Source organism: Undibacterium sp. GW821-FHT11B02 (assembly GCF_058808955.1).
The window spans coordinates 351880-364624 of the sequence record NZ_JBXASD010000007.1; the positions used below are offsets into that span (position 1 = coordinate 351880).

Annotated in this window: 9 protein-coding genes; 6 read left to right on the forward strand and 3 right to left on the reverse strand. The window is 52.1% G+C overall.

Going from position 1 to position 12745, the window contains the following annotated elements:
* The first annotated feature begins 74 nt into the window (after window positions 1-74).
* Both AC1RVX_RS17465 and AC1RVX_RS17470 read left to right on the forward strand, forming a co-directional pair.
* Entirely contained in the window at window positions 75-1904 is a 1830-nt protein-coding gene (locus AC1RVX_RS17465) for a terminase ATPase subunit family protein (protein WP_493217858.1), read from the forward strand.
* Entirely contained in the window at window positions 1901-2980 is a 1080-nt protein-coding gene (locus tag AC1RVX_RS17470; RefSeq protein ID WP_493217859.1) for a phage portal protein, read from the forward strand. Before AC1RVX_RS17465 ends, AC1RVX_RS17470 begins: the two co-directional genes overlap by 4 nt.
* A 602-nt stretch (window positions 2981-3582) precedes the next feature.
* On the opposite strand, the gene AC1RVX_RS17475 is transcribed toward AC1RVX_RS17470, so the two are convergent.
* The 3 genes from AC1RVX_RS17475 to AC1RVX_RS17485 all read right to left on the reverse strand — a co-directional run bounded on the left by AC1RVX_RS17475 (window position 3583) and on the right by AC1RVX_RS17485 (window position 5138).
* A complete protein-coding gene (locus AC1RVX_RS17475) occupies window positions 3583-4122 on the reverse strand; it encodes a hypothetical protein (RefSeq protein ID WP_493217860.1) in 540 nt (179 codons plus the stop codon).
* A gap of 285 nt (window positions 4123-4407) precedes the next feature.
* A complete protein-coding gene (locus AC1RVX_RS17480; protein WP_493217861.1) occupies window positions 4408-4749 on the reverse strand; it encodes a hypothetical protein in 342 nt (113 codons plus the stop codon).
* Between the two features lie 62 nt (window positions 4750-4811).
* A complete protein-coding gene (locus tag AC1RVX_RS17485; protein WP_493217862.1) occupies window positions 4812-5138 on the reverse strand; it encodes a hypothetical protein in 327 nt (108 codons plus the stop codon).
* 866 nt (window positions 5139-6004) lie between these two features.
* On the opposite strand from AC1RVX_RS17485, the gene AC1RVX_RS17490 reads away from it, so the two are divergent.
* From AC1RVX_RS17490 to AC1RVX_RS17505, 4 genes are all read left to right on the forward strand, one after another.
* Window positions 6005-6187 (forward strand): hypothetical protein, encoded by a 183-nt coding sequence (locus AC1RVX_RS17490; RefSeq protein ID WP_493217863.1) that lies wholly within the window; start codon window positions 6005-6007, stop codon window positions 6185-6187.
* Window positions 6188-6471: 284 nt separating this feature from the next.
* The gene (locus tag AC1RVX_RS17495; protein WP_493217864.1) at window positions 6472-7869 is read left to right on the forward strand and encodes a TPM domain-containing protein; all 1398 of its coding nucleotides are present in this window, start codon (window positions 6472-6474) and stop codon (window positions 7867-7869) included.
* Window positions 7870-7912: 43 nt separating this feature from the next.
* Window positions 7913-8254 (forward strand): hypothetical protein, encoded by a 342-nt coding sequence (locus AC1RVX_RS17500; protein WP_493217865.1) that lies wholly within the window; start codon window positions 7913-7915, stop codon window positions 8252-8254.
* Window positions 8255-8536: 282 nt separating this feature from the next.
* Window positions 8537-12103 (forward strand): hypothetical protein, encoded by a 3567-nt coding sequence (locus tag AC1RVX_RS17505; protein WP_493217866.1) that lies wholly within the window; start codon window positions 8537-8539, stop codon window positions 12101-12103.
* Window positions 12104-12745 lie beyond the last annotated feature (642 nt).

Below are 12745 nucleotides of genomic sequence, written 5' to 3' on the forward strand. Positions count from 1 at the left end.
AGCAGGGAGTTGATAAGATTTATAACAACTTGCTCGGACTGCCTGCGCGGGCGCGAAGCCCGTAATCTGGCGGCATGATTGATCTTGCCGACGATGACACGTCTGAACTTTCCCCCGATAACGAACTGGATGCGCCTGCTGATGGCGCAACGGTTGCGCCTACTTATGACCTGAAGAAACACGCGCAGGCCTTGTATTGGCAGGGATGGCGGGTATCTTCGATTTCGCGGCATCTGGATATCAAGCGCACCACTGTGCAGAGCTGGTGCGACCGGGAGAAATGGGACGACACGCCGTTCATAGAGAAAATCGAAGCGAGTCTTGAAACACGCCTGGTTCAGTTGATTGCCAAGGACGTTAAGACCGGCGGCGACTTCAAGGAAATTGATTTGCTGATGCGCCAGGCCGTGCAGACGGCTCGGGTGCGGCGGTATGAAGCACCGGGCGGCAATGAAGTGGATCTGAATCCTAAGCTGGCTAACCGCAATGCGGGGCCGAAGAAGAAGCCGACGCGCAATGATTTTAGTGATGAGCAGCGCGACCAGTTGTTAGAGGCATTCCGCGATTCGCTGTTTGATTATCAGAAGGTGTGGCTGCGCAATGGGCATGAGCGCACGCGGGTGATACTCAAATCGCGGCAGATTGGGGCTACCTGGTACTTTGCGCGGGAAGCCTTGGCCGATGCCATGGAAACCGGGCGCAATCAGATTTTTTTGTCTGCGTCCAAAGCGCAGGCGCATGTATTCAAGCAATACATTATCCAGTTTGCCAAAGAGGCGGCAGGCATCGAGCTGGCGGGTGATCCTATTGTGCTGCCGAACGGCGCGCATCTGTATTTTTTGGGTACGAATGCGCGTACTGCACAGGGCTATCACGGCAATTTCTATTTTGATGAATTTTTCTGGACGCATAAGTTTCAGGAATTGAACAAGGTAGCGTCAGGTATGGCGCTGCATAAGCAATGGCGTAAGACTTATTTTTCTACGCCTTCCAGCATCACGCATGAGGCATACCCGTTCTGGACAGGTGAGCTGTTCAACAAGCGGCGGCCTAAAAAAGACCAGGTCAATATTGATGTCAGTCACAAGCGGCTTGCCAGTGGCTTCACTGGCGAAGACAAGATGTGGCGGCAAATCGTCACCATCATGGACGCCCAGGCTGGGGGCTGTGATCTGTTCGATATTGACGAGCTGCGCCTGTATGAGTACAGCCCGGATCAGTTTGAAAACCTGTTGATGTGTCAGTTTATTGATGACACGGCGTCTGTGTTCCCCCTGCAAGAGCTGCAAAAGTGCATGGTGGACGCCTGGGTGGACTGGACAGACTTTAAACCCTTCACCACGCGGCCATATGGTGATAACCCGGTCTGGATAGGCTACGACCCAGCATTCACTGGCGATAGTGCCGGGCTGGTGATACTTGCGCCACCGCGCACGCCGGGCGGCAAGTTCCGGGTGCTGGAGCGCATGCAGTTCAGGGGCATGGACTTTGCGGCCCAGGCTGAACAGATACGGCAATCCACCATTCGCTATCACGTCGCCTTTATTGGCATTGACGCCACCGGCATGGGTGAGGGTGTTCACCAGCTGGTGAAGAACTTCTATCCCAATGTAACCAAAATCAACTATGACCCGGCTGTGAAGAGCCGCATGGTCATCAAGGCCCGCGATGTGATTAGCAAGGGGCGGCTGGAATTTGACGCCGGGGCCACGGATCTGGCGCAGGCATTCATGACGATTAAAAAGACGCTGACGGCCAGCGGCCAGCATGTGACCTATGTGGCAGACCGTAGCGAAGAAACCGGGCATGCGGACTTAGCCTGGGCGTGTATGCATGCGCTGGACCATGAGCCACTGGACGGCGGCATAGGCAGTAATCAATCATTTATGGAGGTGTATTCATGACGAGAAAGAAAAGGCGCGGCCAGGAAGTTATAACGCATAGTGCCGCGCCAAGTAGTCAGGCTGAAGCGGTACCGGCCTTGCCAGCGTCGCCGGGTGCTGAGGTGTTCAGCTTTGGCGACCCGACGCCGGTATTAGACCGGGCTGAGATTCTGGACTATATCGAGTGCTGGACGAATGGCCGATATTACGAGCCGCCTATCAGTTGGGACGGCCTGGCTAAGTCGTTCCGTGCCAGCGTGCACCATTCAACGGCGATCTATGTAAAGCGCAACTTGCTGGCAGCCACGTTTGTGCCGCATGCCTTGCTGTCACGCGAGGCGTTTAGCCGCTTTGCATTGGATTTCCTTGTGTTTGGTAATGCCTATCTGGAAAACCGCAAAAGTCGCACTGGCAAGCCTTTGCAGCTTGATCCTGCGCTTGCCAAGTATATGCGCCGGTGCAGTGATGACTTAAACCAATACGCCTTTGTGCGGGGCTGGCAGGAAGATCATGTCTTTGAGTCTGGGGCGATTTTCCATTTGATGGAGCCTGACATCAATCAAGAGGTGTACGGCCTGCCTGAGTATTTGAGTGCTTTGCATTCTGCCTGGCTGAATGAGGCGGCAACGCTATTCCGCCGCAAGTATTACAAGAACGGCTCACACGCTGGCTTCATCTTGTACATGACAGACCCGGCACAGAATCAAAGTGACGTTGACAACATGCGCCAGGCACTACGCGATAGCAAGGGGCCGGGCAATTTCCGCAATGTGTTCATGTATGCGCCCAATGGCAAGAAGGACGGTATCCAGATATTGCCGGTGTCTGAAGTGGCGGCGAAGGATGAGTTTTTCAGCATCAAGAACGTGACCCGCGACGACATGCTGGCCGCACATCGCGTACCGCCCCAGCTGCTGGGCCTGGTGCCGAACAATACGGGCGGTTTCGGCGCTGTTGAACCGGCGGCCAAGGTGTTTGCCATGAATGAGCTGGAACCGCTGCAGGCGCGGTTTAGGGAGTGTAACGAATGGCTGGGCGAAGAGGTGATCCGCTTCACGCCTTATTCATTGGGGGATGAGGGAGGTAATGCGAAATGAGTGATGTTGCGGATATGTCAGATAAAAATGTCGAGACGTTTATTGCTTCGGCGATTGCGCATGCACAGGGTGGTATGCGTATGCGCTGTACAGGGTCTTGCCGGTTTTGTGATGAACCAGTGGCACCCGATACGCTGTTTTGTGATCGGGATTGTCGGGATGATTTTGAGAGGGAGAGGGCGGCGCGGGTTAGGGCGGGTGCAATTTGATTGCTAGTCACCAGGGAAAGGCTGGTTCTATTCTCAAGAATATTTTTTTGGGGGTTAGTTTGTTGCGCAACATAATGACTTCGTGTGCACTTATGCACGCGGCAATGGGTGTGTCGGTGTCAACAATTTGTCTTGCTTTTAGTGTGCCTAGGGACAATGCGACTGCCAACCCGGTGATGAAGTGTGATCGATCTAAAGTGGATGACTTCGCCCACACGGTATAAAGTGTGCTGTCATGCAAGAAAGTATTGTGATTTGTTGTTGCCACCATCCAATGACACTGGCTACATTGCATGCCAGCCGAAGATCCAAGTTCAAAGCTAGATAGGCAGCAGCCACATTCAGGACATTTTTTTTCGTCTTCAGTTGTTTGCATGGGCACAATCGAACTATTTAAATTTTGTAGATCAGTTTTTGGTAGCAGCGTCTATGGCGGTCTTCGAGCCATTCGTTGGGATCTGCTACTTGAAACTGGACGTTGCAATTAGGACAGTGCGTCCATCCTTCTTTATCTACATCCAGTGTTAGTGGCTGGGATAGGTCTACTTCTTCTGCCTCGGTGTACTTTTTGTCTTGAAAAGATCCTACACCCTGGCATGGGTCGCAGAGTTTTGCACACCATTCGCCACCTTCTTGGAAATAATGCTTGCCATTACCGTGGCATATATCGCACCACCGATGCTTTGAAGGATTGTAATTGTTACTAGCCTTGGGTAAATCGTAAAACTTCATATTCCAGTGGCCAAAATCACAACCATTCAGGCATTTGTTAGTGCCCCGTTGCGTTATTACAGGTACGTTGCATTTTTTACAGATTTCAAGTTCATTTCCGAACCGGTCTTTGATTGTTTTCGAAGGCCGCGCTTTTTCCCTTGCTTCTTCATAGCTGGGGCCAGTGATTATTCTTAGCAAGCGTCGCAATAGCTGGCGCATTTAAAGCCCTCGAAAAGTTGTATTGCATTTTCCGCATGGACACGAAATTGCCCACGCACATGGCCTAATGCCTTTATTTATACTCAGTGCTTCCACATTCAGTATCTGGTTGCAGTCCAGACATGACTGGGTTATCGGGTCGCCACTGCTGGATTGAGCGAGCGCAATATATATTTGTATGGCTTGTAGCGAGAGACCTTCCAAATTCATCCCAGAAAGATACTTTTCTTCGTCGGTCATTGCGATATGTAAGAGATTGGAGTATCAGGAAAGATGCATGTGTAACTATGCAGCATTTCTTTCGTCTAGTTCAAACAAGGGAAGAAGCAAAGTGACCCATAATTCTACGCATTCCTTCTGAACGGCCGTGTGGTTAGTCCTGTTCAAAAATTGAAGTATCGCATCTGTAACAAGCTTGAATTCTTCTTTTGATAGCTCATCAAAGTGTATGAAATGGCATCCGCTTTGCTCTGTGAGCTTGCTATATAAGTCAGGAAGACAATGTTCAAGAGCATCCGATAGAAGCGTCGACAGATACATGTCAGTAGTTGAATTGACATAAACTTCTTGCCATTGCTGATCTTTGGGCAAACTTGGATTGTAACCAATGACCCATGACATACCCATGTTGTGACCTTTGCAGTTTTAGTTGATGTGGGTAGGTTAGATTACTTTGGGTGATGCGCTTGTTATCGTCCCTCCGGTAAATCTGGCGCGTCCTCCGTAAGGCATAGCCAAGATTGTGCGTATTCTACAATACCGTCTTCTGTCTTACGCCTTTGGAATCCAGTGAGCATGAACCGGCCTTTATTCATCCATAGCAGGCGTGGTTCAAACAATGTCTCTTCATAGGTGCCACGAGTGAAGCGGGCAAGATGAACAAGACGGTGCAGTCCTTGGTCGGTGGATTCTGAGATCGTCAGCTCTCCCAGGTTGCCGTGATTGAACCTGTCAAATACCTGTTTACGGTGCAGAGCTATGCCTGCCCGACGCATTTCTAATAGATGTACTTTCATGATGCACATACTGTATAAATAATCAGTATTATGCGCCATTCCCATGCACATGCAAGCCTGTCGATGTGTCAATGCATTGATGGCAACTCACCCCCCCGTACTTGCACCGAAGCAATTTTCAGACATCAAAACCCATTTCATCCCCTGGCGCGCAGACATCCCCCCACCACGCCTGCCCGCTAAATAGGTCGCTTTTGACTCAAATATGCGTCACGAGTTAGGACCAAGCCCGGCTTACGTTTGCGGTCGCCCGGATAGCCTCAAATGATGACGCAGTTTGACGCAGATTTCATGCAAAGTCGCAGGTGTATCCAAAATGAACATACCTTTATGCGGCCATACAGAGTGAAACACAGATTTTCCTGAGATTTGGGGAGGGCTAGGGAAAAGAGTAATTTAAGTAAGTCGAAAGAAAAAGATGGTCTAAGTATTTGATTTGTATAGGGATATTATCTTACATTTTTATGTAAGATTCTGTAATTCAAAAGGTAAGAAAAATCTAAGTGCTTGATATTAAAGGATATTTAAAAAGTGAAAAAACACTCTTTATATAGGTAATTAGCTTACTTCTTCATTACATAATTCTTACAGTTTGCTATTCTCTTAAAAGCCTTATGTATCAATGGTTTTCAGGCAATCAAAAATTAATCTTACTTAAATTACTCTTTTCCCGAGGGGTACTTTATTTTAGAACGATCGTTTGTGCTAGCTTGAATCTGCCCCAATGAGTGCAATGCTGGCCAGCAGATCTAGTGCCTGGCTTATGCTTGTAAATCATTTCCGCAAAGGGGTATTTCCGGCCTCTTGCCTCATAGGGAAAACGGGTTTTATGGAGGAGGGGGCAGACGGAAACGATTTTTATATACATGCTTGATTTGATGGATTTATGGGGAGAACTTGAAAACTGGCGAGGTGTTATAGCCTTCGTGAGTTCGAATCTCACAGCTTCCGCCACGGAATACGAAAAAGCCCTTGATTATCAAGGGCTTTTTTATTTGTGCGGCAAGGAGGAGGGCGCTTTGGATGTGAGATTCAGCGAACTGATTTAACAAAATGCGGAAAGCCTTTCCGCCCCCTCCGTTTATCTGTACAAGCTACGCGGCCATAGAAGGCCCGCTTCAAGCTCGTTGTCGTCTGCCTTTAGGTGGGGGGGGGGCTTGACCAACAGGGGTCACTGGCACGGTAAAGTCGTCATAAAAGTGCACTATCAGTGCACGGTGCTATACTCTACGTGGAATGCATGCTAGGGCTGGGGCCGTGCCTCTCAGTGGCCCGAATAGGGCAAGATGCGGCGACTGGACTTGACCTGTATCGTCTATGAGGAATGAGATTGATGCGTCAACAGCTCTACAGATGGATAGTCGGGTGCTGTCTATTCGCCGCATCAGTGGCGATGGGTGCATCCGCGCCCAATTCAGTCCCCGACTTGCACGACTTGATAGTTGATCAAGCCGGGCTGTTGGACACCGACGCGCAACAGATCCTGGCGCAGCGACTGCGCAGCATCCAGGCATCAGACAGGGCACAGATTGCGATTTTGATTTCCAGCGGAATCCACGATGAGGCGCTGGCCGAATATTCGCTACGCGTGGTAGAGGCTTGGAAGCTCGGTCACGCCGGGCGCGACGACGGTTTGTTGATTCTTGTGGTACCGACTACCCGTGCGGCGCGCATCGAAGTGGGCTATGGTCTCGAGGGCACGATTCCCGATATACAGGCGGCGCGATGGGTCGACAAGCTGCTGCTTGATATGAAGGATCAGCCGCTTGCGACCAGCCTGAATCAACTGTTGGACGAGGTCGAAGCGGCACTCCCTGCCGCATCAGCCAATGCGGCACCCCCGAGTGCCGAGAATATTCTGGACCGCCATCCGGAATGGAAACTACCTTTTGTGATGGTCATTTTTTCGCCCTTCGCCTTGTTTCCTATTTTTTTCAGCCGCTGGGGTGGTCTGATTAGTGCACCGTTGTTTGCGTGCTTTCTGGGCTCTGCGGCCTACATGTTATGGGATTCCAGAACGGCTGCATTCGGCGTTGCCGGTATCGCTGGTGTGCTTCCGCTATTGTGGAGTCTCAACCTGTTTTCAACCAATGGCACCATGCTGTCACGCTGGCTGGGAATTGCCAAGGCTGTGGGCAACGTCGCAGCGGTGCTTATCTTTTTCTCTATCATCACGGTCTTTGTCGGTGCTGGTCTTTCCGGTAACGTCGATGAGGTATGGGCCGCTCCTATCTTTGCAGGCTTGCTGGCGATCGGTCTGGCGGTGTTTTTGTTTCCCGGCAAACCGGCTGTGTATTTGATGTTGCTGTTGCGCAGTTTCTGCCATTTCGTTTTTGTGCTGTTGATTGCCTATCTGGCACTGCAAGCGTTTTTGCCTCACCCAGCCCGTATCGCCTTCGCCGTGGCCGGCGCGTTCACTGCCATTGTGGCACTGTCGCTTTACCTCGATAGCCATGAGCGCGCGCGTGACGCTTCCGGCCAGGTTAACGGGCGGCGTTGGTCACTATGGCTGGTTGGATTGGCCTTGCTGATTGGCTTCCCCTTTGGCTTGCTGTTGTTGGCGCAGGCTGCGTTGGGCGGAGAATTTCAGTCACGTGTAGGGCATGCGTTAGCGGGCGGTGGTTCAATTGGCGGCGTTCTGTGGTGGGCCACCCGGCATGGCTTCTTTGTTGCAGTTGCAACCGGACTAGGTGGTCGCTTTGGCGGTGGCGGTGCTGAAGGCCGTGACTGATGGAAGGTGTCCAACTCTTACCGTGCCTCCTCAGAAGCGGGGCTTGCTGATCTTGCACGACGCCGGTTGGAATATACAAAACTACCACAGCCTGCCGCCGGTCGATGCAGTGGACAAATACAAATACAATTTCAACGGCACCGCTGCCAATGATGTACTCACACCCAGTCTGGCATCAAGCATCGTTTCTGCCGGTGAAGGCGACGATACGATCATGCTGCCGAAAAATATCGGCAACGGCAATTATCTGCTTGATGGCGGTCTGGGTAATGACACTGTGATGATGACCCGTTACCTGGCCGATTACAATCTGGTCAAATATTGTACTGACACCTGCTGCAAAGTAAGGCTGGCATCGATGGTGTTTCTTTGCTGCGCGCAATAGAGACTGTGGTCTTTGCAGAAACTACGGTTACTATCAGCCCATGAAATGCAGACCTGTTGATTGCCGCGAGTGTCGCCAACAGCTAATCTTTGTCTTAACACTGGTCAATTCGAACTCCAATTGCTTCGTCGTATGCGATTGGAGTTCGCTGTGTTGGGAAATGGCTTTTGGCTTGCTTGTAGTATAGCTTGAAGCCAGCCAGGCGCGAAAATGAAATTCGTAGCATTATTTTTTCAATGCTTGGCATGGCAGCTTAATGTTGCAAACTACCTGGAGTCTGCTATGCCTATTCGCCCCATTATTGATAGGGGAATTCCGGTCGCAGCGCAAACTTCTGCGCAGGAACCACCATCCACCGCATCGTCGACCACACAGAAGAACCCGCCAGTGGAGTGCGGGCAAGCAAGCGGTATGTCAGTGCAATTGTCCACGCTTTCTGATATGTCTAGAGTAAGGCGTTCCCAATCTGAACTCAACCTGCCACGCAAAACGGAAGTAGCCGTTTCCTTGTCGCGCAGCTTTCGAGAACCATTTATGCCTTCTGGCAAAGAAGCCGAAACCGCCGATGGTAAGGACGAGGATTGGGAAAGCGTTCTGGACGCAAGCGTCGGCGCGGACGATATTTCGTCGCAAAAAGGGGCGAACGCGGATGTGAATATCCGCATGACACCGTCTGTCTCCCTGCGTATGGATGAAAGATCCGCGCAAGTCGATCAGACCGCACGGCGCTCTCAGTCTGATATTGGGCTATCGCGCCATGCCACGCCGGGTCTTCCGTCATCGCGTAGTTTTCGAGAACCACCAACGTCCGCCTCGGTAGCACTGCTCGATAGCACGGCGCGTAGTGACGATGGGGTATGGGGTGAGGAACCATTAGCGCAATCTATTATATCGAAGGGCAAGACCAAGCTTGAGGATCTGTCCGCCGTGATTGATCTTCACGTTTTGCCAGGCTCGCACTCGTCGGTCACACCGCTTGCGAGCGAGGAAATCGTCGCCTCATGGCTGTCACAAGCTGAATTAAACAATTCGCGAAGGGGCAGTGAGGCAGAGCCCTCGTCGAGTACATTGCGTGCGCCGCCGATGGGCTCTTCCCGACGTAGCGTCATCTCCTTGTCCAGCATTGCCGAGCATCAGGATGACCAGCGGAGTCAACAACGCACCGAGCCCTCTACGAGTTCCGGCGTACGGCGCAGTGGTAGCGTGAAGTCGCAGCCGGAGGTGCGGGAGAACCAATCCAGCACACCGGCGGCGGCTTCGCAATTCTCTCGCGGCACAGTCAAAGACCGATTAGCGCAATTGGTCAATATCAAAAAAGTCCCATTCACACCTCCCATCCGGGTCGGACAGTGGAATCTGGAGAACACGCTTGAAATTTGCCAGGGGTGGCGTAACAGCCAAACTGGCTCACCGGCTATACCGGAATTGTCCAGGCTCATGGCGCTTAATTTCGAACGTGCCCATGCCAGCGCAATTCCCGAGGAAAGGCGAGGGCAGAGGCTTCTTCCCAAAGAGGCGGGAGACAACGACTACTATCGGGAAATGATCGCGACCTTTCTCAAGGCTGCAGGGATCGAGAATCCCGACGAAGTGCTCAATAGTTTCAAGACGACCGGAACCGGCGCTCTGCACCGACAGCCCGTCATGTCTTCGGCTACCGTGGGCGGTGCACTAAGCAGCATCGCGCAGATTGCCGCTGCCTCCCATCCGGCAGCAAAAACCGCTCTGTCTGCGATGCAATTAATTCTCACAGCAGTGACTACCAAGCTGTCGTTTGATTCCGCCGAATTGCGCTTGCGTAACGCAGGTACCGAGGAAATCATGCCATTGGGCAAAGCTGATGCCTCTCCGAGCGCGAAAACCGGCCCCAACGTATTGAGTGCAGCGGCAACACTCGTATGGCGCTTACCGAAAATCCGCCAGTGCGTGCAGCGGATGGAAAAAGCGCAGACCCTGCTCGATGCCGCGAAATCAAGACTTGCTGTTCCTGGCATCTCTCCCACGGTGCGGTTGCAAGCTGAAAACGATGTGCGCGCAGCAGGAAAAAAATTGAGCATCGAGTATGCACGGTTCTGCTTGCGCAACGAACAGAAGATGGACTACAAAACCGCATCTGAAAGCGCCAAAATCGAATATGAGGGCAACAAGCGCTACCTGGGCGTCAGTGGCGCAAGCGCTGCGTTTGCCGTCACGTCGACCATTCTGGGTATCTTGCCCCACGCTGCTGCGGCCGCCGTGACTGGCGGCGTCAGTGCTGTAGCAGTGACAGCAGTGGCATTGATGTATGTGGGCTATCAGCTCAGTTCCGGGCCGAGTAAAGATGGCGAGGCCAAGGCCAAGCGCGCCATCGTGGCGCTTGGAAAATCGCTCGATCTGCTAGGCGGCAATGCGGCCATACAGCAAAAAGAAAGAGCGCAAGCCTATCAAACTTACGTCAAGGAAAAACGCCTCTGGCGCCACCCGGAAGTACGCACACAGGCAAAAGGCAAGTTACTCGCCACGCTAGACGATATTGCGCGCCATGACACGACAGAGCATGACGTCAAGCCGCTGGCGAACTGGGTAGCTTATGCCGATTACCGGCAGCAGATGGAAGCCGCCACCGACCCGCAGACCATACAGGAGCTGGAAGCGGCTTTTACGCAGACGCACAAGACCGAGTTCAAAGCTTCGACCCTCGCCGACGCCTGGAAAACGCCGTATCGCATGCGCCTGGACAGCATGGGCCGTATTTTGCTAGGTAAGACCAGCAAGACCCTGACGGCATTGCTGAAATCCGCTGCCCGCACCGGACAGCCATCGTCCAACCGGCCCGAACGTCGCGCATTTGCGCAGGCACAGATTAATGCTGGCTTGCGCGCAGACGTCAAAGCCAGCCTGCGCGATTGGATCTCATTCGAACTGGCGCAATCCAGCATCAAGAATGTGCTAGCCGAGGAGGACGGTCCTGCTGCGCAGGCCGGGTTGCAATCGGCTGCCCGGGCTCTTGCGGCGATCAGGAATGTCGATGCACAGACGCTGTTCACCGGCGATGGCCGTGGTCAGGTAGAAGCGACCGAATTGGCGAAAAGATTGACCGCCGGCGAGGTTGAACGTTACACCCTAACCAATGCAGGTTCCGCGACATTGGGGGGCGTCGCCAATATTTCCGGTGCTGCGGCAAGCCTGGGCTTGAACATCAAGAATGAAATCAAGCTAAGCCACGGTGTCCATGTTCCTAAAATATTCAACGATCAGAACGACGCGCGTGCGTTTTTACAGGGAGCGGCTCCGGTTACGGCGCCATACAACTCAGCCGAACGCGCCCGGTTCCAGAAGACCAGCATGGCGAAGTTGTTGGGAACGCTGGCACGGCATGGCGATCCGGTTTCTCTGAGGCTGGACATTGCCGAGGTAGATCCTTCAGCGATGGATATGAGCGATCCGAGGATTGATGTCGCGCTCGACAAATTGGTCGATGACCTCGAAAGGCTCGCGGACTTGCCAGACGACATCAAGCTTTCGATTGGCGGGAAGAGTATCGCAACCGGCAAGTTGAGCGGCACATCGAACTATTTCGACTGGCGCTACAAGCAGGCGTCAGCCAGCACCAAGGCCAGGTTTCAGATGCGGCGCACCGGGATAATTGCAAATAATATGCATGTATCCGTCACGTCCCCGATCAGCCAGCTATTGGCCCAGATTCCGCTATCCATGACCCGGCAGGCGGCCAATCGCGGCCAAGAGATGAGCCATGACGTGCGCGACCGTCTCACCGATCTCACCAGGCAATCATCGCCTGCCGGTACGGTAGACAGGAGCGATACGTTGGCAGATCCAGCCACCCCGGCAATTCGAACAGCAGGTTAAATGGAAACCTTGCATCATGATCCAGGCTGAAAGGCCCGATTGTAAGAGCAAGCATAACCAAAAAGACAAGAAGGAACCACACTTTGGCGTTCAAAGCCAAGGTAGTGTTGGCGGCGCACAAGAGCGACACAAGCATGGCGGAACTGGTTCAGTAATTTGAAGTTCACGCGAACCAGGTAACCGAATGCAGACGGCAATTCCTTGATCTTGGCAGACGATGTCTTTGACGGACGAGCGCAACACAGGGGGAGGGGTGCTAGTTATTGATGAGGTGCAGCAAATAGCTGATACCAAGAATGCCTACGGCATAGCCATGGTTAATCAAGTCTTAAAAAATCCACGCTGTCAATGCGGTTCGAATAGTTTCCATTAAAAAATATTTTTGTTAAATCCCTCTAAGAAATTGCTGTTTTACCATTCATTTTTCAAATAAATATAGTTATTTAAAAATATTTGGAAAAAATCGCTAAACATTTTCTGAATTCCGTGGATACCTTGCACAGATAAGAAATAGTGCAGTTAGTCCGTTGCGTATTTGCCAATTTAAATTCCATTTGGTAATGACAGCGGGTTGATATTTACGAACAGCAAAGGGTTAGCAAAATGGTCGGAATAGTAAATGGTCAAGGTTTGGGCGCAAAT

What these genes read in the sequence shown, in the direction of transcription:
- AC1RVX_RS17465 (WP_493217858.1), top strand. Translation starts at nt 75, where the DNA reads ATGATTGATCTTGCCGACGATGACACGTCTGAACTTTCCCCCGATAAC.
- AC1RVX_RS17495 (WP_493217864.1), top strand. Translation starts at nt 6,472, where the DNA reads ATGCGTCAACAGCTCTACAGATGGATAGTCGGGTGCTGTCTATTCGCC.
- AC1RVX_RS17490 (WP_493217863.1), top strand. Translation starts at nt 6,005, where the DNA reads ATGCTTGATTTGATGGATTTATGGGGAGAACTTGAAAACTGGCGAGGT.
- AC1RVX_RS17470 (WP_493217859.1), top strand. Translation starts at nt 1,901, where the DNA reads ATGACGAGAAAGAAAAGGCGCGGCCAGGAAGTTATAACGCATAGTGCC.
- AC1RVX_RS17475 (WP_493217860.1), bottom strand. Translation starts at nt 4,122, where the DNA reads ATGCGCCAGCTATTGCGACGCTTGCTAAGAATAATCACTGGCCCCAGC.
- AC1RVX_RS17485 (WP_493217862.1), bottom strand. Translation starts at nt 5,138, where the DNA reads ATGAAAGTACATCTATTAGAAATGCGTCGGGCAGGCATAGCTCTGCAC.
- AC1RVX_RS17480 (WP_493217861.1), bottom strand. Translation starts at nt 4,749, where the DNA reads ATGGGTATGTCATGGGTCATTGGTTACAATCCAAGTTTGCCCAAAGAT.
- AC1RVX_RS17505 (WP_493217866.1), top strand. Translation starts at nt 8,537, where the DNA reads ATGCCTATTCGCCCCATTATTGATAGGGGAATTCCGGTCGCAGCGCAA.